This window comes from Streptomyces sp. GDS52 (genome assembly GCF_052246875.1).
Lineage (GTDB): Bacteria > Actinomycetota > Actinomycetes > Streptomycetales > Streptomycetaceae > Streptomyces > Streptomyces cathayae.
Genome location: NZ_CM125966.1, coordinates 505,070 through 527,332, shown reverse-complemented (window position 1 = coordinate 527,332; position 22,263 = coordinate 505,070). Strand labels below are relative to the sequence as shown.

18 protein-coding genes and 1 pseudogene are annotated in these 22,263 nt (G+C 72.1%); 12 read left to right on the top strand and 7 right to left on the bottom strand.

Going from position 1 to position 22,263, the window contains the following annotated elements; translation table 11 throughout:
* Positions 1–142: 142 nt before the first annotated feature.
* Together ACTWJ9_RS02555 and ACTWJ9_RS02550 are read left to right on the top strand one after the other, a co-directional pair.
* Positions 143–1,027 (top strand): shikimate dehydrogenase, encoded by an 885-nt coding sequence (locus tag ACTWJ9_RS02555; RefSeq protein ID WP_279337846.1) that lies wholly within the window; start codon positions 143–145, stop codon positions 1,025–1,027.
* 106 nt (positions 1,028–1,133) lie between these two features.
* Complete coding sequence (locus ACTWJ9_RS02550) at positions 1,134–2,939, top strand: bifunctional sugar phosphate isomerase/epimerase/4-hydroxyphenylpyruvate dioxygenase family protein (protein ID WP_279332406.1); 1,806 nt, start codon at positions 1,134–1,136, stop codon at positions 2,937–2,939.
* A gap of 157 nt (positions 2,940–3,096) precedes the next feature.
* On the opposite strand, the gene ACTWJ9_RS02545 is transcribed toward ACTWJ9_RS02550, so the two are convergent.
* The 4 genes and pseudogenes from ACTWJ9_RS02545 to ACTWJ9_RS02530 all read right to left on the bottom strand — a co-directional run.
* On the bottom strand, positions 3,097–3,681 hold the full coding sequence (locus tag ACTWJ9_RS02545) for a histidine phosphatase family protein (protein ID WP_387035271.1): 585 nt from the start codon (positions 3,679–3,681) through the stop codon (positions 3,097–3,099).
* A gap of 5 nt (positions 3,682–3,686) precedes the next feature.
* Complete coding sequence (gene gnd, locus ACTWJ9_RS02540) at positions 3,687–4,619, bottom strand: phosphogluconate dehydrogenase (NAD(+)-dependent, decarboxylating) (protein WP_279332404.1); 933 nt, start codon at positions 4,617–4,619, stop codon at positions 3,687–3,689.
* A gap of 71 nt (positions 4,620–4,690) precedes the next feature.
* Positions 4,691–5,626 (bottom strand): glucose-6-phosphate dehydrogenase assembly protein OpcA, encoded by a 936-nt coding sequence (gene opcA / locus ACTWJ9_RS02535; RefSeq protein WP_443295103.1) that lies wholly within the window; start codon positions 5,624–5,626, stop codon positions 4,691–4,693.
* A pseudogene (locus ACTWJ9_RS02530) lies at positions 5,623–5,865 on the bottom strand (glucose-6-phosphate dehydrogenase); the annotation flags it as partial. The pseudogene ACTWJ9_RS02530 and the gene opcA, both read right to left, overlap by 4 nt.
* A 17-nt stretch (positions 5,866–5,882) precedes the next feature.
* Here ACTWJ9_RS02530 and ACTWJ9_RS02525 point away from each other — a divergent pair.
* Positions 5,883–6,068, top strand: a complete 186-nt coding sequence (locus tag ACTWJ9_RS02525) for a hypothetical protein (RefSeq protein WP_387035307.1) — start codon at positions 5,883–5,885, stop codon at positions 6,066–6,068.
* 382 nt (positions 6,069–6,450) lie between these two features.
* Here the strand turns inward: ACTWJ9_RS02525 and ACTWJ9_RS02520 are convergent, their stop codons facing one another.
* A complete protein-coding gene (locus tag ACTWJ9_RS02520; protein WP_443295102.1) occupies positions 6,451–7,866 on the bottom strand; it encodes a glycoside hydrolase family 16 protein in 1,416 nt (471 codons plus the stop codon).
* Positions 7,867–8,231: 365 nt separating this feature from the next.
* Here ACTWJ9_RS02520 and ACTWJ9_RS02515 point away from each other — a divergent pair, with 365 nt between their 5' ends.
* On the top strand, positions 8,232–9,578 hold the full coding sequence (locus tag ACTWJ9_RS02515; protein WP_279332401.1) for a 6-phospho-beta-glucosidase: 1,347 nt from the start codon (positions 8,232–8,234) through the stop codon (positions 9,576–9,578).
* 20 nt (positions 9,579–9,598) lie between these two features.
* Positions 9,599–12,676: an alpha-mannosidase gene (locus ACTWJ9_RS02510; RefSeq protein WP_279332400.1), complete on the top strand. Its 3,078-nt coding sequence runs from the start codon at positions 9,599–9,601 to the stop codon at positions 12,674–12,676.
* 64 nt (positions 12,677–12,740) lie between these two features.
* On the opposite strand, the gene ACTWJ9_RS02505 is transcribed toward ACTWJ9_RS02510, so the two are convergent.
* Complete coding sequence (locus ACTWJ9_RS02505) at positions 12,741–13,892, bottom strand: ATP-grasp domain-containing protein (protein ID WP_387035279.1); 1,152 nt, start codon at positions 13,890–13,892, stop codon at positions 12,741–12,743.
* A gap of 359 nt (positions 13,893–14,251) precedes the next feature.
* On the opposite strand from ACTWJ9_RS02505, the gene ACTWJ9_RS02500 reads away from it, so the two are divergent.
* The gene (locus ACTWJ9_RS02500; protein WP_387035280.1) at positions 14,252–15,151 is read left to right on the top strand and encodes a metallophosphoesterase family protein; all 900 of its coding nucleotides are present in this window, start codon (positions 14,252–14,254) and stop codon (positions 15,149–15,151) included.
* Positions 15,148–15,825, top strand: a complete 678-nt coding sequence (locus ACTWJ9_RS02495) for a 4'-phosphopantetheinyl transferase family protein (RefSeq protein WP_279332397.1) — start codon at positions 15,148–15,150, stop codon at positions 15,823–15,825. Before ACTWJ9_RS02500 ends, ACTWJ9_RS02495 begins: the two co-directional genes overlap by 4 nt.
* A gap of 459 nt (positions 15,826–16,284) precedes the next feature.
* On the opposite strand, the gene ACTWJ9_RS02490 is transcribed toward ACTWJ9_RS02495, so the two are convergent.
* Complete coding sequence (locus tag ACTWJ9_RS02490; RefSeq protein ID WP_279332396.1) at positions 16,285–16,941, bottom strand: helix-turn-helix domain-containing protein; 657 nt, start codon at positions 16,939–16,941, stop codon at positions 16,285–16,287.
* 223 nt (positions 16,942–17,164) lie between these two features.
* Between ACTWJ9_RS02490 and ACTWJ9_RS02485 the strand changes: the two genes are divergently transcribed.
* The 5 genes from ACTWJ9_RS02485 to ACTWJ9_RS02465 all read left to right on the top strand — a co-directional run bounded on the left by ACTWJ9_RS02485 (position 17,165) and on the right by ACTWJ9_RS02465 (position 22,242).
* Positions 17,165–17,827, top strand: a complete 663-nt coding sequence (locus ACTWJ9_RS02485) for an MmyB family transcriptional regulator (RefSeq protein WP_387035281.1) — start codon at positions 17,165–17,167, stop codon at positions 17,825–17,827.
* Positions 17,828–17,935: 108 nt separating this feature from the next.
* Complete coding sequence (locus tag ACTWJ9_RS02480; protein WP_384201163.1) at positions 17,936–18,934, top strand: LacI family DNA-binding transcriptional regulator; 999 nt, start codon at positions 17,936–17,938, stop codon at positions 18,932–18,934.
* Positions 18,935–19,078: 144 nt separating this feature from the next.
* A complete protein-coding gene (locus ACTWJ9_RS02475) occupies positions 19,079–20,422 on the top strand; it encodes an ABC transporter substrate-binding protein (RefSeq protein ID WP_387035283.1) in 1,344 nt (447 codons plus the stop codon).
* A gap of 6 nt (positions 20,423–20,428) precedes the next feature.
* The gene (locus ACTWJ9_RS02470; protein ID WP_279332392.1) at positions 20,429–21,382 is read left to right on the top strand and encodes a carbohydrate ABC transporter permease; all 954 of its coding nucleotides are present in this window, start codon (positions 20,429–20,431) and stop codon (positions 21,380–21,382) included.
* A complete protein-coding gene (locus tag ACTWJ9_RS02465; RefSeq protein WP_279332391.1) occupies positions 21,379–22,242 on the top strand; it encodes a carbohydrate ABC transporter permease in 864 nt (287 codons plus the stop codon). The genes ACTWJ9_RS02470 and ACTWJ9_RS02465 overlap by 4 nt, the downstream gene beginning before the upstream one ends.
* Positions 22,243–22,263 lie beyond the last annotated feature (21 nt).

Genomic DNA, 22,263 nt, shown 5'->3' with positions numbered 1-22,263 from the left:
TTCCTTCGGGCGAGGTCGGGCAGTGCCGGTGATTCTAGAAGGGAGCCGTCACCGGCCGGCCGGGGCTTCCATGAGCCCCCGACCGGCTGATATAGCTAACGTACTGGTTCGTACATTAGTGAGTGGTCTTCTGGAGGCCCCGGTGCTCAAGGACTCGTATCTCGTCGGGCTGATCGGCTCCGGCATCGGCCCGTCGCTCAGCCCCGCGCTGCACGAGCGGGAGGCCGACCGGCAGGGCCTGCGCTGTCTGTACCGGCTCCTCGACCTCGACACGATCGGCGTACCGCCCGAGGCGGTGGGCGAGCTGCTGCGCGCCGCGCGGCTGCTCGGATTCGACGGGCTCAACATCACCCACCCGTGCAAACGGCTCGTCGTCGAGCATCTCGACGCACTCGATCCGCAGGCCGAGGCGCTCGGCGCGGTCAACACCGTCGTCTTCGAGGGCGGCCGGGCCGTCGGCCACAACACGGACGTCACCGGTTTCGCCGCCTCCTTCGCCCGCGGCCTGCCCGACGTGCCGCTGGAGCGGGTGGTGCAGCTCGGCGCGGGCGGCGCCGGTGCCGCCGTCGCGCACGCCGTGCTCACCCTCGGCGCCGGACGGGTCACCGTGGCCGACGCCCTGCCCGAACGGGCCGACGAACTCGCCGGCTCCCTGAACCGGACCTTCGGGGCGGACCGCGCCGCCGCCGCACCCCTGGACCGGCTGCCGGAGCTGCTGGCCGCCGCCGACGGCAGCGGCGGCCTGGTGCACGCGACCCCCACCGGCATGGCCGCCCACCCGGGACTGCCGCTGCCCGCGGAGCTGCTGCACCCCGGGCTGTGGGTCGCCGAGGTCGTCTACCGTCCCCTGGAGACCGAGCTCCTGCGCACCGCCCGCGCGGCGGGCTGCGCCACCCTCGACGGCGGCGGCATGGCCGCCTTCCAGGCCGCGGACGCGTTCCGCCTGTTCACCGGGCGGGAACCCGACCGGGCCCGCATGCTCGCGGACCTCACCGAACTCACCGGCCCCGTCGCAGCACCCCAATAGCGCCAGAGCCCTCAGAGCCCTCAGAGTCCCCAGAGTCCCCAAGCCCTCAGGCCCCAGGGCCCTCAGTCCCCAGAGCACGGCACTTCACGGAAACAGAGGTACCGACGTGCGTACGTCCATCGCCACCGTCTCCCTCAGCGGCACCCTCACCGAGAAACTCACGGCCGCCGCCCGCGCCGGCTTCGACGGCGTGGAGATCTTCGAGAACGACCTGCTCGCCAGCCCGCTCACGCCACGGGAGATCCGCGCCCGCTGCCTCGACCTCGGACTCGGCATCGACCTCTACCAGCCGCTGCGGGACATCGAGGCCGTGCCCGCCGAGGCGTTCGCCCGCAACCTGCGCCGCGCCCGGCACAAGTTCGAGCTGATGGGCGAACTCGGCGCCGACACCGTGCTGGTCTGCTCCAGCGTCGACCCCGAGGCGATCGACGACGACGCCCTCGCCGCCGCACAGCTGCGCGAACTCGCCGACCTGGCGCAGGGCTTCGGCATCCGGGTCGCGTACGAGGCGCTGGCCTGGGGACGGCACGTCAGCACGTACGACCATGCCTGGCGCATCGTCGAGGCGGCCGGGCACCCGGCGCTCGGCACCTGCCTGGACAGCTTCCACATCCTCTCCAGGGGCTCCGACCCCAAGGGCATCGAGGACATCCCCGGCGAGAAGATCTTCTTCCTCCAGCTCGCCGACGCCCCGCTGCCCGCGATGGACGTCCTCCAGTGGAGCCGCCACCACCGCTGCTTCCCCGGGCAGGGCGGCTTCGACGTCGCCGGACTCGTCCGGCACGTCCTGCGCACCGGCTACGACGGGCCGCTCTCCCTGGAGGTGTTCAACGACGTGTTCCGGCAGGCCGAGGCCGCCCCGACCGCGGTGGACGCCCGGCGCTCCCTGCTCGTCCTGCAGGAGGAGGTGGGGGTGGCGCAGCCGCCCGCCCCCGTCGTCCCCACCGGTGTCGCCTTCGCCGAACTCGTCACCGCCGACGCCGAACCCCTCACCGCACTGCTGGGCGGCCTCGGCTTCACCCGCACCGCCCGGCACCGGAGCAAACCCGTCGACCTGTGGCAGCAGGGCGAGGCCCGCCTCCTCGTCAACACCGGTACGGCCGTGCGCCGCGACGGCACCCGACTCGCCGCCGTCGGCCTGGAGTCACCCGACCCCCCCGGGGCCGCCGCCCGCGCCGAGGCCCTGCTGGCGCCCGTCCTGCCGCGCCGCCGCGCCCCGAAGGACGCCCCGCTGGACGCCGTCGCCGCCCCCGACGGTACGGAACTGTTCTTCTGCGACGCCCGACTCGCCGACTGGCGGGCCGACTTCGAGGACGTGGGGGAGCCTGCCGCGGTCGCCGCCCCGGGGGTCCGGGGCATCGACCACCTCGCGCTCACCCAGCCCTGGCACCACTTCGACGAGGCGGCCCTCTTCCACCGCGGTGTGCTCGGGCTGCGGGCCGAGGACAGCGTCGACGTCGCCGACCCCTACGGGCTGCAGCGCAGCCGCGCGGTCAGCAACGCCGACGGCACCGTCCGGATCGTCCTCACCGTCCAGGCCGCACCCGGCGACGACACCGTGCACGCCCAGCACATCGCGTTCGCCACCGACGACGTGGTCGCCGCGGCCCGCCGGCTGCGCGACGCGGGCGTCCCGTTGCTGCCGATCCCGGCGAACTACTACGACGACCTCGCCGCCCGCCACGAGTTCGCCGACGGAGAACTGGAGACCTACCGCGAACTGGGCATCCTCTACGACCACGACGAGCACGGCACCCTGCGGCACTGCTACACCCGCACCGTCGGCCGGGTGTTCTTCGAACTCCTCCAGCGCGACGGCGGCCACCGCGGCTACGGCGCCCGCAACGCACCGGTACGGCTGGCCGCCCAGCACGCCGTCCGGACCCCGACCGCCCTCACCTCCCAGCCTTAGGGCTCCGAACACCATGGGCGCCCGGCTCGCGGCGTCCGGCACGCACTCCCCCCAAGCTCTCGGCTCCGCTCGAACAGGGGGACCCCCATGACGCCGTGAGCTGATCGGACGCCCATGGCGTTCGGAGTTCTCAAGGCAGGGCGCCGGCGTCGGGACCTCAGGGGCGGGTGTTCCACTCCGCGAGCACCGGGCTGCCGTGCTCCAGCGACAGCCGGCCCAGCGTTCCCGTCTCCAGCCGGAACAGCCGCCCGTCCGTGGGCGGCAGGCCCAGCCGCCGCGCGGTCAGCACCCGCAGCAGGTGGCCGTGCGCCACGAGCACCACATCACCCGTCTCGAGCGCCCCGGCCACCCGGGACAGCACCCGGTCGGCCCGCTCGCCGACCTGCGCCGCGGACTCGCCGGGAGACTCCGGACCGGACGGCACCCCGTCGGTCCACAGATCCCAGCCGGGCCGGGCGCGTCGGATGTCCGTGCTGGTGACACCCTCGTAACCGCCGTAGTCCCACTCCCGCAGGTCCGGCTCCGGCACCGCCCCCGCCAGCCCCGCGAGTTCGGCGGTGCGCCGGGCGCGGAGCAGCGGACTGGTGAGCACGAGCGCGAAGGCGCGGCCCGCGAGCAGCGGGGCCAGGGACCTGGCCTGGTCCTCGCCGCCCGGGGTCAGGGGCAAATCGGTGGCCCCGGTGTGCCGTCCCGCCCTGCTCCACTCCGTCTCACCGTGCCGGGCCAGCAGGAGATCTCCCACGACCGCTACGCCCAGTCCTCCTGCTCCTGGCTCTGGTCACGCTTCTGATCCAGGCCGTCCCGGTCCGCGGACTCGACCGCGTGGCCGCCGAACTGGTTGCGCAGCGCCGCGACCATCTTCATCTGCGGCGAGTCCTCCTGCCGGGAGGCGAACCGCGCGAACAGGGAGGCGGTGATCGCCGGCAGCGGCACCGCGTGGTCGATGGCGGCCTCCACGGTCCAGCGGCCCTCGCCCGAGTCCTCGGCGTAGCCGCGCAGCTTCTCCAGGTGGGGGTCCTCGTCGAGCGCGTCGACCGCCAGGTCGAGCAGCCAGGAGCGGATGACCGTGCCCTGCTGCCAGGAGCGGAACACCTCGCGGACGTTGTCCACCGAGTGGACCTTCTCCAGCAGCTCCCAGCCCTCGGCGTAGGCCTGCATCATGGCGTACTCGATGCCGTTGTGGACCATCTTCGCGAAGTGCCCGGCACCGACCTCGCCCGCGTGGACGTAGCCGTACGGGCCCTCCGGCTTGAGCGCGTCGAAGATCGGCTTCAGCCGCTCCACGTGCTCCTCGTCGCCGCCGACCATGAGGGCGTAGCCGTGTTCCAGCCCCCACACACCGCCCGAGACACCCGCGTCGACGAAACCGATGCCCCGGGCACCCAGCTCCCTGGCGTGCTTCTCGTCGTCCGTCCACCGGGAGTTGCCGCCGTCGACGACGAGATCGCCGGGCTTGAGCAGGCTCCCCAGCTGATCGATGACGTGCTGGGTGACCGCGCCGGCCGGGACCATCACCCAGACGACGCGCGGCACGTCGAGCCGGTCGATGAGGTCGGACAGGTGGCCGACGTCGGAGCGGTCGGGGTTCGTGTCGTAGCCGACGACGGTGTGTCCGGCGGCACGGATGCGCTCACGCATGTTGCCGCCCATCTTGCCGAGACCAACAAGGCCGATCTGCATGTCAGTTCACTTCCTGGGTTCGGACAGGGCGGCCCACCGGGGGGCGCCGGGTCGGTGCGGGGGAGGGGGCGTCAGGCATGGGCGGGGACCTCCCCGGTGGCCCCGCCGCGCAGGGCGACGGCGTACATCTCGTCCGCGTCGAGACGCCTGAGCTCCTCCGCGATCAGCTCGGGGAGGGGACGTACCTTCAGTGCGAGCCGCCGCGACGGCTGCCCCGGCAGCGACAGCGTGGCCATCGGGCCCTCCGGGCGGTCGATGGCGATCTCGCCGTCCACCGTGCCCAGGCGCACGCCGGTGACCACCGGGCCGGCCGTCTCCACCCGCTCGACCGGCACCTTCAGCCGGGCCTCCAGCCAGCGCGCCAGCAGCTCCGCGCTCGGATTGTCGGCCTCGCTCTCCACGGCCGCCGACGTCACCGTCAGCCGGGTCTGGTCCAGCGCGGCGGCCAGCATGGACCGCCACGGCGTCAGCCTGGTCCAGGCCAGGTCGGTGTCGCCGGGCGCGTAGCAGCGACTCCGGGTGGCCAGCACCTCCAGGGGATGCTCGACCGCGTACAGGTCGGTGATCCTGCGCTGGGCCAGCGCGCCCAGCGGGTCCCTCGACGGGTGCTCGGGCCCGTCCGCGGGCCACCAGACCACCACCGGGGCGTCCGGCAGCAGCAGCGGCAGCACCACGGAGTCGGCGTGGTCGGACACCTCGCCGTAGGTCCGCAGGACCACGGTCTCGCCGGCGCCGGCCTCCGAACCCACCCGCACCTCGGCGTCGAGACGCGGGTGGGTGCGTTCACGCAAGTTGCGGGCGTGGCGCCGGATGACGACGAGCATGCGCGAGGGGTGCTCGTGCGAGGCCTTCTCGGCGGCCTTGATCGAGTCGTAGGCGTTCTCCTCGTCCGTGACGATCACCATCGTCAGGACCATGCCCACGGCGGGGGTGCCGATGGCACGGCGGCCCCGCACCAGCGCCTTGTTGACATCGCTTGCCGTGGTGTCGGTGAGGTCTATCTTCATGGCCTGCGCCAGCTCCGTCCGTCTCGTGCGGGCATCCCGCCGGCTTGTGCGGATCCCCGGCTGCCCGAGGTGTACCGCGCGGGCCTGCCGTGGGACGCCCGGTGCTCCTCGACCGGGTCGAGGATCCTCCAGGACTCTTCCACTTCCTGATGACGGGGGAACAGGTGGGTGTCCCCCGGCAGGACATCCAGGATGAGCCGTTCGCACGTCTTTGGGCCGCACTCGGTGAACGACTCGCCGGAACGGCCGTGCGCGGTTGCCCGGACGTGGGGTCGTCGTCGAAGTCGCCCGGCACGCCCCGCGTGTCCGCGGCGAGCCACTGCCGGACCTGCTCGCGGAACGGGGTGCGGGGGTGCTCCTCGACCGCGTCGCGCACCGCCTGCGCGACGTCCTGGTCCGCCCGGCCCCGGCGGGCGAAGCCGACCGGGGGAAAAGCCGGTGACCCGGGGGAGCCGACGGTCGCGGGGGGCGTGCAGGGGGTCGGGCCGGCCGGCCCCGGCCCCGTTCTCGCCTCCGCCTTCGGCCTCGCCCGTCTCCTCGGTCATTCCGCGTCCGCTCCCTTGGTGTCGAGGGCCTTCCCCCTACAGGGTGTCCTGGGAAGCGGGAACCTTCACCTCCGAGAGATCCAGGCGGGACCCGCGCCCGTGCTTTTCGCCCGCTGGTCCTCGGGGAGTCTTAGGTCCGAAGGAGTGACTGTCACTTCACCTTCAATGGTGAAAGTGTGACGTTTCAGGTGGAGGGACGCCTCGAGGCGCTGGTTCCCGGTGGCCGACCGCATGGGTGAGGGGGTCCCCGCGTACGGGGGACCCCCTCACCGTGGGTGGTCAGCGGCTGAAGGTGAACCAGTTGACGTTCACGAAGTCCTGCGGCTGGCCGCTGGTGAAGGTCAGGTACACGTCGTGCTTTCCCGTCACGGAGGTGATGTTCGCCGGGATCGTCCGCCACGACTGCCAGCCGCCCGTGTTGCCCACCGCGAAACTCCCGATGGGAGCGTTGCCCCGGCTGTCCAGCCGTACCTCGACCAGACCGCTGACCCCGGCCGGCGCGCCGCTCGCCACCCGGGCGGAGAACTGCCGGGCCGCGGAGGAGCCGAAGTCGACGCCCTTGTACTGCAGCCAGTCACCGCCCGCCAGCGCCCCCACGTTCTGGCCGCCGCCGGAGTCCGAGGTGGTCTCCGTCATCGTGCCGGACTGGGCGTCGAAGGACTCGGCCTGGAGGGTGCCGTAGGCGTCCCGGTTGCCGGCCGGCGGGGGCGTGGTGCCACCGCCGCCGGAACTGAGCACCTGGACGTAGTCGACGAGCATCGAGTGGCCGGGCTGGGTACCGCCGTCCGGGCCGCCGCCGAAGGCGTCGGGGAAGCCGCCGCCCATCGCCACGTTGAGGATGACGAAGAAGCCGTGGTCGGTGGCGTTCCTCCAGGTCGTCGCGTCGACCTGGTTCTCCCGCACGGTGTGGAAGTTGTTTCCGTCGAGGTAGAAGCGGATCTGCTCCACGCTCGAGGAGCGGTCCCACTCCAGCCGGTAGGTGTGGAAACCGGCCTGGCAGGTCGTGCCCTGACAGGTGGTCGAACCGCCGATGCCGCTGTTCTCGTTGCACGGCCCGCCGGGTGCGGTGCCGCAGTGCATCGTGGCGAAGACGGTGTTGTTGCCCTGGGTGTTCTCCATGATGTCGAGCTCGCCCACGGACGGCCAGTTCCAGTAGTTGCCCCGGTAGGGCGCGCCCAGCATCCAGAACGCCGGCCAGTAGCCCTTGGCGGCGGCGCCGGTCACGTTCGGCACCTGGATGCGGCTCTCGACGCGCAGCGTGCCCCCGGCGGGCGGCTGGAAGTCGGCACGGTTGGTCTCGACGCGGCCCGAGGTCCAGTTGCCGGAGGCGTCCCGTCGCGGGGTGATACGGAGGTTGCCGTTGCCGTCGAGGGAGACGTTCTCCGGGTTCGACGTCATCGTCTCGATCTCGCCGGTGCCCCAGTTGGCGGGGCCGCCCGGGTATCCCCTGCCGGTCGCGTACCGCCAGTCGGCGGTGTTGATCCCGCTGCCCGCGGCGCCGTTGAAGTCGTCGACGAAGACCTGGCTCCAGCCCGACGGCGGGGGCGGGGCGGCGGCGCTCGCCGACGGGACGGCGGCCGTGACGGCGGCCGCGGTGAGCCCGAGGGTGCCGACGACGGCGAGCAGCGCCCGCCGCAGCGGGCGGGGTCTGCGGAGGGGCCGGAAGCTGCGGGGGGTGCCGGAGGTGTCACTCATGTGGGGGCTGCCTCTCGGATGTGGAGACGGACGCGGAGATGAGAACGGATGCGGAGGTGGATACGGATACGGATACGGATGCACGGGGGAGTGCTCGGAGAGCTCGGCCCGATGGTTCTGAGAGCGCTCTCAGAGTGTCGCCAATGTGCTCTGCGGCCCTGTGGCCGTCAAGAGGTGTAACCGAGAAAGTCCTTCCGGGCGGGGAGAGTTCATCCCGTGAATCGACGCGAACGGGTGCAACCGCGCCACGTCGCCGGTGCGCGGACGGTCCGTACCCCGGTGCTCGCTCCGCCCCCCTTGGCCGGACATGCTGGTGTCGAGGGTGTCAACGGCATCGGTGACGCCGAGGCGGGAAGGGTGCAGACGTGAAACTGACGATTCTGGGCGGCGGAGGATTCCGGGTACCGCTGGTGTACGGCGCGCTCCTCGAGGACCACGCCGAGGGGCGGGTGACCCGGGTCGTCCTCCACGATGTGGACGACCGCCGGCTGTACGCGATCGCCCGGGTGCTGGCCGACCAGGCGGCCGGGGTGCCCGACGCCCCCGAGGTGACCACCACCACCGATCTGGACGACGCCCTGCGCGGCGCCGACTTCGTCTTCTCCGCGATCCGGGTCGGCGGCCTCGAGGGCCGCGCGCACGACGAACGGGTCGCGCTCGCCGAGGGCGTCCTCGGTCAGGAGACGGTCGGCGCGGGCGGCATCGCCTACGGACTGCGCACCGTCCCCGTCGCCGTCGACATCGCCCGCCGGGTGGCCCGCCTCGCCCCCGACGCCTGGGTCATCAACTTCACCAACCCGGCGGGCCTGGTCACCGAGGCCATGTCCCGCCATCTCGGCGATCGCGTCATCGGCATCTGCGACTCGCCGGTCGGCCTCGGCCGCCGCGTCGCCCGGGTGCTCGGCGCGGACCCGCGGGAGGCGTGGATCGACTACGTCGGCCTCAACCACCTCGGCTGGGTGCGCGGCCTGCGGGTCAAGGGCCGCGACGAACTCCCGCGCCTGCTCGCCGACCACCACCTGCTCGGCTCCTTCGAGGAGGGCAGGCTCTTCGGCGCCGACTGGCTCCAGTCCCTCGGCGCGATCCCCAACGAGTACCTGCACTACTACTACTTCAACCGGGAGACCGTACGCGCCTACCGGCAGGCGGAGAAGACCCGCGGCGCCTTCCTCCACGACCAGCAGGCCCGCTTCTACGCGCAGGTGAGCGACCCCGACGCCACCGGCACCCCCGCTCTGGACACCTGGAACCGCACCCGCGCCGAACGCGAGGCCACCTACATGGCGGAGAACCGCGAGACCGCCGGCGCCGGAGACCGCGACGAGGACGACCTGTCCGGCGGCTACGAGAAGGTGGCCCTCGCACTGATGCGGGCCGTCGCCCGCGACGAACGGACCACCCTGATCCTCAACGTCCGCAACCGCAGCACCCTTTCGGCACTCGACACGGAAGCCGTCATCGAAGTCCCGTGCCTCGTCGACGCCGGCGGCGCGCACCCCGTCTCCGTCGACCCGCTGCCGGGCCACGCCACCGGCCTGGTCTGCGCGGTCAAGGCGGTCGAGCGCGAGGTGCTCCAGGCCACCGAGTCCGGCTCCCGCGCCCGGGCGGTCAAGGCCTTCGCCCTCCACCCGCTCGTCGACTCCGTGAACGTGGCCCGCCGCCTCGTCGAGGGCTACACCGCTGTCCATCCCGGCCTCGCCCACCTCAAGTAGCCCTGTGAGGAGAGCACTTCATGCATGACGAACGCCATCGGATCGAGGGCCGCGTCGAACGCGTCCACACCCAGCGCGTCAAGCCCGCGGTCTACGCCGCGACCGTCCCGCTCACCGTCGAGGCCTGGCACGCGCCGGGCGAGCCGGTCCCCTTCGCAGAGGCCGCGGCCGCCCCCTACGAGCCCTTCGCCAGGAACACCCCGTGGGGCCCGCCCTGGGGCACCACCTGGTTCCGGATGCGCGGGCGGGTCCCCGCCGCCTGGGCCGGCCGGCGCGTCGAGGCGGTCATCGACCTCGGCTTCACCGGCGCCGGACCGGGCTTCCAGGCCGAAGCCCTGGTGCACCTGACCGACGGCACCCCGCTGAAGGCGGTCAACCCGCTCAACCGGTACGTCCCGGTCGCCCGCCGGGCCGCGGGCGGCGAGGAGATCGACTACCTGGTCGAGGCGGCCTCCAACCCCGACATCCTCGCCGACGGCTTCGCCCGCCCGACCCCGCTCGGCGACCGGCACACGGCGGGCGACACCCCGCTGTACGTGTTCCACGGAGCCGATCTCGCCGTCCTCGACGAACCGGTCTGGCACCTCGACCTCGACCTGTGCGTGCTGCGCGAACTCATGGCCGAACTGGGCGGACACGAGCCGCGCCGGCACGAGATCGCGCACGCCCTGGACCGGGCCATGGACGCCCTCGACCTCGACGACGTCTCCGGCAGCGCCCCCGCCGCCCGCGCGGCCCTCGCCCCCGTCCTCGCCAGGCCCGCGCACGCCAGCGCACACACCGTCTCCGGCGTCGGGCACGCCCACATCGACTCCGCCTGGCTGTGGCCGCTGCGCGAGACCCGGCGCAAGACGTCCCGCACCTTCTCCAACGCCACCGCGCTCGCCGAGGAGTACGACGACTTCGTCTTCGCCTGCTCGCAGGCCCAGCAGTACGCGTGGGTGCGCGACCACCACCCGCAGGTGTGGGAGGGGATCAAGAAGGCCGTCGGCAAGGGCCAGTGGGCGCCGGTCGGCGGCATGTGGGTGGAGGCCGACGGCAATCTGCCCGGCGGCGAGGCCCTCGCCCGCCAACTGGTCCACGGCAAAAGGTTCTTCCTCGAGCACTTCGGCATCGAGACCAAGGGCGTCTGGCTGCCCGACTCCTTCGGCTACAGCGCCGCCTACCCGCAACTGGCCAAGCTCGCCGGCAACGAGTGGTTCCTCACCCAGAAGATCTCCTGGAACCAGACCAACAGGTTCCCGCACCACACCTTCTGGTGGGAGGGCATCGACGGCACCCGCATCTTCACCCACTTCCCGCCGGTCGACACCTACAACGCGGCCCTCACCGGTGAGGAGATGGCCCGCGCCGTGCGCAACTACCGGGAGAAGGGCGGCGGTACCCGCTCGCTCGCACCGTTCGGCTGGGGCGACGGCGGCGGCGGCCCCACCCGCGAGCACATGGAACGGGCCCGCCGGCTGGCCGACCTGGAGGGCTCCCCGAAGGTCGTCGTCGAACACCCCGACGCCTTCTTCGCCAAGGCCCGCGAGGAGTACCCCGACGCCCCGGTCTGGAACGGCGAGCTCTACCTGGAACTGCACCGCGCCACCTACACCAGCCAGGCCCGCACCAAACAGGGCAACCGGCGCAGCGAACACCTGCTGCGCGAGGCCGAGTTGTGGGCCACCACGGCGGCACTGCACGCGCAGACCTATCTCTACCCGTACGACGCGCTCGACCGGCTGTGGAAGACGGTCCTGCTGCACCAGTTCCACGACATCCTGCCCGGCTCGTCCATCGCCTGGGTGCACCGGGAGGCGGAGGCGGAGTACGCCAGGGTCGCAGCGGAGCTGGAGGCACTGACCGGGGAGGCGATCACCGCCCTCGGGGAGGGCCCCGGCCCCCGGGTGTTCAACACCAGCCCGTACGACCGCGCCGAGGTGGTCCGGACACCCGGGGGAGCGCCGGTGTGGACGACCGTGCCCGCGAACGGCAGCGCACCCCTGGCGGCACCGGCCGGCTCCCCCCGCCCTCAGCCGGTGACCGTCACGGAACGGGTGCTCGACAACGGGACGGTGCGGGTCCGGCTGGCGGACGACGGCACACTGGCGTCCGTCCGGGACCTCCGCGCGGACCGCGAGGTGCTGGCCGGTCCGGGCAACCTGCTCCGGCTGCACACGGACCTCCCCAACCACTGGGACGCCTGGGACATCGACCAGCACTACCGGAACCGGTTCACCGAGCTGCCCGCCGCCGGCTCCGTCACCGTCGTCGCCCGGGACCCGCTGGCCTGCGCGGTGCGGGTGGAGCGCGCCTTCGGCAACGGCTCACGGATCACCCAGACGATCACCCTGCGCGCCGGCAGCCCCCGGATCGACTTCGAGACCGAGATCGACTGGCACGAGGCCGAGAAGATCCTCAAGGCCGGCTTCCCGGTCGACATCCGGGCCCCGCACTCCTCCGCGGAGATCCAGTTCGGTCACGTCCAGCGCCCCACCCACACCAACACCAGCTGGGAGGCGGCCCGTTTCGAGGTCTCCGGCCACCGCTGGGTGCACCTCGGCGAACCCGGCTACGGCGTCGCCGTCCTGAGCGACTCGACCTACGGCCACGACGTGACCCGCACGGTCCGCGACGACGGGGGCACGACCACGACGGTCCGCCTCAGCCTGGTGCGCGCCCCGCGGATCCCGGACCCCGGGGCCGACCAGGGCACGCACCGCTTCACCTACGCGCTGCTGCCCGGCGCGCGCATCGAGGACGCCGTCGCGGAGGGCTACGCGCTCAACCTGCCGTTGCGCGTGGCCCGGGCGGCGGGCGCACCGGACCCGGTGGTCTCGGTGGACGGCGAGGGCGTGACCGTCGAGGCGGTCAAGCTCGCCGACGACGCCTCCGGCGATGTCGTCGTCCGCCTCTACGAATCCCGCGGCGGACGCGCCACCGGCACCCTGCGCACCGGCTTCCCCCTCGGCGGGGCCCAGGTGACCGACCTGCTGGAGCGGCCGCTGGAACCGGCGGACACCGACGGCGACAGCGTGCCCGTGGCCCTGCGTCCGTTCCAGGTGCTGACCCTGCGGCTGGCGGTGGACCGGAACCGGAACCGGAACCGGGACTGACCGCCCGCGCACCGTGTGCACCGGGGCAGCCGGTCGCCCCACCCGTGACGCCGGCCGGCCGACCCTACCGGTGGCCCGGGCCCCAGGCCGGGCCACCGGCCACGGCGTCCCCGGCCACCGCCGCGGCCGGCACACCGCTCAGCGCGGGCGCGGGCAGCTCCGCGGGCAGGTCGGGGAGCCGCTGCGGCGCCGACACGGGACGCAGCGGACGCGGGCCGGACACCACCGAGTAGTCCTGGCCCAGGAACGGCGGGGAGATCTCGCCCGGGTCCTCGCCGAGCGCCAGCCGCACGGCGGCCCACGGCGCGTTCACCCCGCACAGCGACAGCTGGTGCAGGCCACCGGCCGGGCGGGTGTTGACGTCCATCAGCACCGGCTGTTCGCCGAACATCCGGAACTGGATGTTGGACAGGTGGTGCAGGCCGAAACCCTCCGCGATCCGCCGGGCCGGCTCCAGCCACCGCTCGTGCAGGGTGAACCCCCTGCGGCGGCCGTTCTTGGTGCGGCCGACGGACAGCCGGACCCGGTTGTCCGTCCCGGTGAGGCAGTCCACCGACACCTCCGGCTCCTCGAGCACCGGCATCACCAGCCAGTCCACCGGCTTCTCCGCCTGCCGCACCGCCGCCACCACCAGATCGAGCGGCACCTGCGAGCTGGGGAAACCGCTCAGCTGCCCGAGGCTGAAGGGGGCACGGGTGATCACCCGGAAGCCCACACCGCCCGCGCCGGAGGCGGGCTTGAAGCACGCCCGGTACCCCAGCGCCTCCAGCTCCTCCACAGCACGCACCAGCTCGTCCGCCGACCGCACCCGCCACCACGGCGGCACGGACACCCCGATCGCCTGCACGGCCTCGTAGGCGATCGCCTTGTCGTGGAAGACGGCCACGGCCTCGGGCGGCGGCGCCAGCAGCGCCGTACCGGCCGCCTCGAACTCCGCGCGGTGCGCGACGACGGCCCCCTGGTGCAGCCGGGGCACGAACACGTCGATGCCGCGCCGCGCACACTGGGCGAGCGCGTACTCGACGTACGCCGCCGGGGACAGGTTCTCGGGTTCCAGCTCGGCGGTGTCGGCCGCGGCCAGTACGGGGGAGTCGGGGTCGCCGTGCGTGGCATGGATCTCGACGGCCCGATCGTGGGGATTCCTTCTCACCTGATCGATGAAGAACACGTTCTCCGCGTACGTGCGGTTGAGCCATACGCGTACGCATGAGGCCATGCAGGCCGCCTTTCACGGTATGCGGGCAGGCCTCAGCGGCCCGTGCCCGGGCAAAGGGTGTGGAGGGTCACCGAACGGCCCTGTGTGAAGGGCTCCTCGTCACGGTGGTGTCGGGGCCGATGATACGGCTTCGGCACCCGGGACCGAACCACGGGCGTGTCACGGGTTCCCGGGAGACACGGGGAGACACAGGGAGCCACGGGGGAGGCGCGGGGGGCTCCGGGAGAACCGCCCTCGTCCGGGCGGCACGGATGTGATCCCCAGGGAAAGTCCGCGGACACCGGGTTCTCCCTGCTCGAAGAGCCCGGGGGGTGCATGCTGTCCGTACGGGTTGTCCGTTCATCCCCAGGAGGCGAAGAGTGACGTCCACGGCCGGTGGCGACGGACAGATGTGGGCGATCAGCGACCTGCACATCGGTTACGACGAGAACCGTGCGCTGGTCGAGCGGATGCGCCCCGGGTCGGACGAGGACTGGCTCCTCGTGGCCGGGGACGTCGCGGAGACGGTGGACGACATCCGCTGGGCGCTCAAGACACTCACCGGCCGGTTCCGGAAGGTCCTCTGGGCACCCGGCAACCACGAACTGTGGACCCACCCGAGGGACACCGTCACCCTGCGCGGCGTCGCCCGCTACGACCACCTCGTCGAACAGTGCCGGGAACTCGGCGTGACCACCCCCGAGGACCCCTACCCCGTCTGGGACGGCCCCGGCGGTCCGGTGGCCGTGGCCCCGCTGTTCCTGCTGTACGACTACACGTTCCTGCCCGCCGGCTGCGCCACCAAGGACGAGGGGCTGGCGTACGCGCACGGCACCGGCGTCGTCTGCACCGACGAGCACCTGCTGCACCCCGACCCGTACCCGAGCCGGGAGGCCTGGTGCCGGGCCCGGGTCGAGGAGACCGGACGCCGGCTCGCCGAACTGCCGGACGACCTGCCCGTCGTCCTCGTCAACCACTACCCGCTGCACCGGCATCCCACGGACGTCCTGTGGTACCCCGAGTTCGCCATGTGGTGCGGCACCGAGCTGACCGACGACTGGCACCGCAGGTTCAACGTCCACACGATGGTCTACGGACATCTCCACATCCCGCGCAGCACCCGCCGGGACGGCGTCCCCTTCGAGGAGGTGTCCGTGGGCTACCCCCGCGAATGGCGCAAGCGGGCGACGCCACCGGGACGGCTGCGCCGGATCGTGCCGGGCGGACACGCACACGCGGGCAAGGACGAGCCCGAGGAACCCGAGGGAGGGTCCCGATGATCGAGGAACTGCTGCCGGCCACAGTCGTCGTCATGGAGGCCCGCGGCGACGAGGGCGCCGACGCCCCGCTCTACCCGCAGGAGGCGGCGCTCATGGAGCGGGCGGTCGAGAAGCGCCGCCGGGAGTTCCGGGCGGTGCGCTCCTGCGCCCGGCGGGCCATGGAGAAGCTCGGAGTACCCCCGCAGCCCGTGCTGCCCGGCGAGCGCGGCGCACCGGGCTGGCCGGCCGGGCTGGCCGGCAGCATGACCCACTGCACGGGCTACTGCGCCGCCGCCCTCGTCCGGGCCGACGACCTGGCCTCCCTCGGCATCGACGCGGAGGTCCAGGGGCCGCTGCCCGAGGGGGTGCTGTCCTCCGTCGCCCTGCCCGGGGAGGCGGAGCGGATCGGCCGGCTGGCCGTGGACCGGCCCGAGGTGCACTGGGACCGGCTGCTGTTCAGCGCCAAGGAGGCCGTCTACAAGGCGTGGTTCCCGCTCACCGGGAAGTGGCTGGACTTCATGGAGGCCGACATCGAGTTGTCCACCGACCCGGGCGAACGGACGCGCGGCGGTTTCCGGGCGGCGCTCCTGGTCCCCGGCCCGTGGGTGGGCGACCGCCGCCTCGACCACTTCACGGGCCGCTGGACCGCCGAGAGCGGCCTGGTCGCGACGGCGGTCGCCGTACCCCACGGCTGACGGGGACGCCGCGGCGCGTCCCGCTGCCGTGCGGTTTCGGCACGGGCGCCGACCCGGTCCGGTTCTTTCGGTCACGGCTCCGGGTGCCGGTCGCGGAGCATCCGGAAGAAGGTCTCCTCGTGGCCGGTCGGCCCGGCCTGATCCGGGCCAAGGGTGTCCGCCTCCGCGAGGACCGAGGGCACGACGACCGGGCCTGCGGGTGTCCGGCGGGCCGCTCTTCGCGTCGTGGGCGGCGCGCACCGTGTGCAGCAGCCGCAGACAGGCCTGGACGGCGGTGCGCTCGTGGTCGGCCGGTACGGCGGTGGGCATCGCCCGGCTCTCCCCGGGGCGCGGTCCGGCAGCGGACGTCCCGCACAGTGCGGGCACGCCTCCAGCCTGCCGTCCACCGCGGACCACCGGGATGTGCCGCCCGCCGGCCCGCCCGTCCGGCGGAGCAGCGTCCCACCCGCGTGCCGCAGGTCAGGAGTGGGGCCGCTGGACGCTCTCCAGGAGCATGTCCAGCCACTCCGCGACCTTGTCGCGGTGCTGGTCGGTGGGGAGTTGCGCGGCCCGCCACGCGATTCCGCGCACGCCGTGGTCCCGCAGCAGCCGCTCCAGCGGGTCGTCGGCCGCCGCGGCGGCCCGCCGCTCACGGTCCGCGAGAGTCTGCAGCAGTTCCTGCTCGGTGTGCTGGAGGGCGATGGCGAGCGCTTCGGGGTCCTCGGCGGTGAGGAATCCGGCGTGCACCCGGAAGAACCGCTGGATGGCGTCGCAGTGTTCCATGGTGGGACGCCGGTCGCCGTTGATCAGGGCACCGGCCTGCTGGCGGGACATGCCCGCGCCGTCCGCGATCTCCTGCTGCGTGTACTTGCGGCTGTTCGGCTTGAGCCGGGTGCGGCGCAGCAGGTCCAGGCGCTGCACGAACCGGGTCTGCACCTCGGGCTCGCCCGCGGGCCGGCCGCTCAGCAGAGCCTTGACCACCGGTTCCGGAACACCGGACGCCGCGGACAGCCGGCCGACGTCGAAGATCTCGGCGTGCGGCACCTCGAGCCGGTCGGCGAGTGCGGTGACGCGGGCGACGACGGCCGACAGCGCGGTCGTCGGCGCGGTGTCCGGACCCTCGAAGCCACCCGTCACCGACAGATCTCCTACGTCTCTCACAGGTTTCTCACGAGCGTTTGCCATGAACTTCACGGAGACTAGCCCGTGTCTCGAACTCACATCCAGGTCTCGCCACAACTGTGTCCCATTTCAGCCGTCAACAGGTGTGGAATGCCACGATAGTTGACACACATCGCGTCAGGGCAGCAGGATCGGGACGCCGCGTCAAGGCCGCACAGGCAAGAGGGGTGACCTCCCGATGGCACATCAGGCAGGAGGGCAGCGGCCGACACCGCGGCCGCCCGTCCTCGAGACTCCCGAGGCGCAGGCCTATCTGGAGGACTACGCCGTGTTCCTGAACGCGGTCCCCTTCCCCTCCCTGGTGGTCGACCACCGCTGGGACGTCCTGCTGGCGAACGCTGCTTTCCGGACACTTTTCCGGGATGTCGAACCGCATCCGACGGCCATGCCCGGCGACAACTTCCTCCGGTTCGTCCTCTTCCACCCGGACGCCCCCACGGTGCTGGGCGAACACGAGTCGAGCTGGTGCCTGCCGATGCTGGCCCACTTCGCCAAGACGGTGGAGCGGGACGGCCACGACCACGGGCTGCAGGCCATCCGCCGGGACATCGCCCAGGACCCCATCATGGAGGCGGCCTACCGGCAGGGGCTGCCGCACTGGCTCCGCGCCGTCGGCGAGCAGGCCGCCGAACACGACGGCGCGGTACGGCTGTTGCGCCATCCCGATCCGCGCTGGGGAGTCACCGACTGCCGTCTCGTCGTGGAGACGACCAGAATCCTCGAGGGCATGGACTGCACCCGGCTCACCCTGGTCCTGCGCGAGACGCCCCGCGCCCCGTCCCGCCGCCGCGGGCGCCGTCGCGCCGCCTCCCACCTCAGCGTCGTGTCGGCGGTCGACTGAACCCCGGCGCGCGGTGCCGCCGTGGCCTGATCACTCCCCGCCCTTCGCGCAACTCACCACGCAGCCCTTCACGCAAAAATTTGCGTTCCTTGCGCTATTCTTGCGTTCATGACGCGACGACTTGCTGTGGTGGCGAAGAAGGTCGGGGTCAGCGAGGCCACGGTCAGCCGAGTGCTCAACGGCAAGCCGGGAGTCTCCGCGGCCACCCGGCAGGCGGTGCTCTCCGCGCTGGACGTGCTCGGCTACGAGCGGCCCACCCAGCTGCGCGGTGAGCGCGCCCGGCTGGTCGGCCTGGTGCTGCCCGAGCTGCAGAACCCGATCTTCCCCGCCTTCGCGGAGGTCATCGGCGGCGCGCTGGCCCAGCTCGGGCTGACGCCGGTGCTGTGCACCCAGACGCGGGGCGGTGTCTCCGAGGCGGACTACGTGTCGCTGCTGCTCCAGCAGCAGGTGTCCGGCGTCGTCTTCGCCGGCGGGCTCTACGCCCAGGCGGACGCTCCCCACGACCACTACCGGCAGCTCGCCGAGCGGAACATCCCCGTCGTCCTCGTCAACGCGGCCATAGAGCACCTGGGTTTTCCGGGCGTCTCCTGCGACGACGCCGTGGCCGTGGAACAGGCGTGGCGGCATCTGGCCTCGCTCGGTCACGAGCGGATCGGTCTGGTGCTCGGCCCCGCCGACCACGTGCCGTCGGCCCGCAAACTGGCCGCCGCCCGTGCGTTCGCCGCGGAGGTGCCCGACGCGCACGTCGCCCGCGCCATGTTCTCCATCGAGGGCGGGCACGCCGCCGCCGCCCGGCTCATCGACCGGGGCGTCACCGGCTTCATCTGCGCCAGCGACCCCCTCGCCCTCGGCGTGGTCCGGGCCGCCCGCCGCAAAGGGCTGGACGTCCCCGCGCGGATCTCGGTCGTGGGGTACGACGACTCGGCCCTGATGAACTGCACCGAGCCGCCGCTCACCACCGTCCGCCAGCCCATCGAGGCCATGGGCAAGGCCGTGGTGGAGCTGCTGAACGCACAGATCAACGGGCGCCCGGTGGCCGCCGAGGAGCTGTTGTTCGAGCCCGAGCTGGTGGTGCGGGGGTCGACGGCGCAGGCACCCCGCCCCTGAGGGCCGACTCCTTCCGGACAACTGTCGAATAATTTCAAAATGTGCGCGACATCTTGCGGACCCATGGCGTCGGTGCTTGAGTGTGCCCCGCCCACCGCTCCTGTCCGAGGGGTTCACCCGCTCCTGTCCCAGAGGGGACCACCGATGAGAAGCACCGGGATCCGCCGCACCCTCGTCGCGCTAGGCGTCGGCGCCCTCACCCTCACCGCCTGCGGCTCGCACGACGACCGGGCGGCCGACGGCAAGACCCGCATCACGGTCAACTGCATGCCGCCCAAGAGCGCGGAGGTCGACCGCCGGTTCTTCGAGGAGGAGATCGCCGCCTTCGAGAAGGAGAACCCGGACATCGACGTCGTCCCGCACGACGCCTTCCCCTGCCAGGACCCGAAGACCTTCGACGCCAAGCTCGCCGGAGGGCAGATGGAGGACGTCTTCTACACCTACTTCACCGACGCCGGGCATGTCGTCGACATCAACCAGGCAGCCGATCTCACCCCGTACCTCAAGGAGTCGAAGAGCTACGGGACGATCCAGCAGCAGCTGCGGGACATCTACACCGTCGACGGCAGGATCTACGGCGTACCCCGCACCGGCTACTCCATGGGGCTGGTCTACCACCGGGCGCTCTTCGAGAAGGCCGGCCTCGATCCCGACCGGCCGCCCACCACCTGGGCCGAGGTCCGCGCCGCCGCCAAGCGGATCGCCGCACTCGGCGACGGCACCGTCGGCTACGCCGACTACAGCGCCCAGAACCAGGGCGGCTGGCACTTCACCGCGGAGCTGTACTCCCGGGGCGGGGACGTCGTCACCCCCGACGGCGAGGAGGCGGCCGTCGACTCGCCCGAAGGCCGCGCCGTGCTGCAGACCCTGCACGACATGCGGTGGAAGGACGACTCCATGGGCAGCAAGCAACTGCTCGTGATCAACGACGTCCAGCAGATGATGGGCGCCGGCAAGCTCGGCATGTATCTCGCCGCCCCCGACAACATCCCGATCCTGGTGAAGGAGAAGGGAGCCGAGTACGAGGACCTCGCCCTCGCCCCCATGCCCGGCGGCAAGGCCACCCTCATCGGCGGCGACGGCTACATGATCGACAAGAAGGCCTCACCCGAGCAGATCAGGGCCGGCCTCAAGTGGCTCGACCACATGTTCCTCACCCCCGGCGACGGCTTCCTCGGCGACTACGCCCGCGCCGGGAAGAACGACGCGCCGGTCGGCCTGCCCGAGCCCCGGCTGTTCACCGGCGCCGCCGACGCCGAGGACCAGCAGGCCAAGAAGGCCAACGCCAACGTCCCGGTGGAGAACTACCAGGCCTTCCTCGACGGCAACCAGAGCCTGGAGATGAAGATCGAGCCGCCGCGGGCACAGCAGCTCTACTCCGTCCTCGACGGCGTCGTCTCCGCGGTGCTCACCAAGGAGGACGCCGACATCGACCGGCTCCTGAAGGACGCCTCCGGCAAGATCGACGGCATCCTGGCCCGGGGCTGACCGGCGATGAAGACGGTCGCCCGCCGGCCCGCCGAGGCCGTCGAACTGCGCCCGGTGCCGGCCCGGCCACCGGCCGGGAGCCGAAGACGCCGCCGCCTCACCGACCAACTGCACGCCTACGGCTTCCTCCTCGGCGGCCTCGTCTGCTTCGCCCTGTTCTCCTGGTACCCGGCGATCCGCGCGGTCGTGATCGCGTTCCAGAGGTACACACCGGGCTCACCGCCCGAATGGGTCGGCACCGCCAACTTCACCCGGGTCCTGCACGACCCCGAGTTCGGCGCGGCCTGGCGCAACACCCTCGGCTTCACCCTGCTCGCCCTGCTCCTCGGCTTCGCCGTCCCGTTCGTCCTGGCCCTGGTGCTGAACGAACTCCGGCACGCCAAGGCGTTCTTCCGCGTCGTCGTCTACCTGCCGGTGATGATCCCGCCGGTGGTCAGCGCCCTGCTGTGGAAATGGTTCTACGACCCCGGCACCGGCCTCGCCAACGAGGCGCTGCGGTTCCTGCACCTGCCCACCTCGAACTGGTCCAACGGCGCCGACACCGCCCTGGTCTCCCTGGTCGTCGTCGCCACCTGGGCCACCATGGGCGGCACCGTCCTGATCTACCTCGCCGCCCTCCAGTCCATCCCCGGCGAACTGTACGAGGCCGCCGAACTCGACGGCGCGAACCTGCTCCAGCGCATCCGTCATGTGACGGTCCCCCAGACCAGGTTCGTCATCCTCATGCTGATGCTGCTTCAGATCATCGCCACGATGCAGGTGTTCACCGAACCCTTCGTGATCACCGGCGGCGGACCGGAGAACTCCACCGTCACCGTCCTCTACCTCATCTACAAGTACGCCTTCCTCTACAACGACTTCGGCGGCGCCTGCGCGCTGAGCGTGATGCTCCTCGCCCTGCTCGGCCTGTTCTCCGCCCTCTACCTCCGACTCACCGGCTCCCCGAAGGAGACGACGTGAGCAGCACCCGCACCCTCGTCTCCCCGGCGGTCCTGGCCCGGCAGCCCGGCAGGGCCGTCTACTGGGCCGTGTTCACCGGCGTCGTCGTCCTGTTCACGCTCGCCTTCCTCTTCCCCGTCCACTGGATGGTGAGCGGTGCGATGAAGTCGCCGGACGAGGTGGCGCGCACCCCGCCCACCCTCCTCCCGGAGCGATGGAGCACCAGCGGGTACACCGACGCCTGGGACCTGATGCAGCTGCCGGCCCACCTGTGGAACACGGTGGTGCAGGCAGCCGGCGCCTGGCTGTTCCAGCTGGTGTTCTGCACGGCCGCCGCCTACGCGCTGTCCAGGCTCCGGCCCGCCTTCGGCAAGGTGATCCTCGGCGGCATCCTCGCCACCCTGATGGTCCCGGCGCAGGCCCTCGTCGTACCGAAGTACCTGACCGTGGCGGACCTCGGCCTCCTCAACGACCCCCTCGCCATCTGGCTGCCGGCCGTCGCCAACGCCTTCAACCTCTACCTGCTCAAGCGGTTCTTCGACCACCTGCCCCGGGACGTGCTGGAAGCCGCCGCCATCGACGGCGCCGGGAGACTGCGCACCCTGTGGTCGATCGTCCTGCCCCTGTCGCGCCCGGTGCTCGGCGTGGTGTCGATCTTCGCGCTGGTCGCCGTGTGGCAGGACTTCCTGTGGCCGCTGATGGTCTTCTCCGACACCGGGAAACAGCCGATCAGCGTGGCCCTGGTGCAGTTGTCGCAGAACGTCCAGCTGACCGTGCTCATCGCCGCGATGGTGATCGCCAGCATCCCCATGGTCGCGCTGTTCCTCGTCTTCCAGCGGCACATCATCGCCGGGATCAGCGCGGGCGGCTCCAAGGGCTGACACCGAATCCGTCCACCCAGA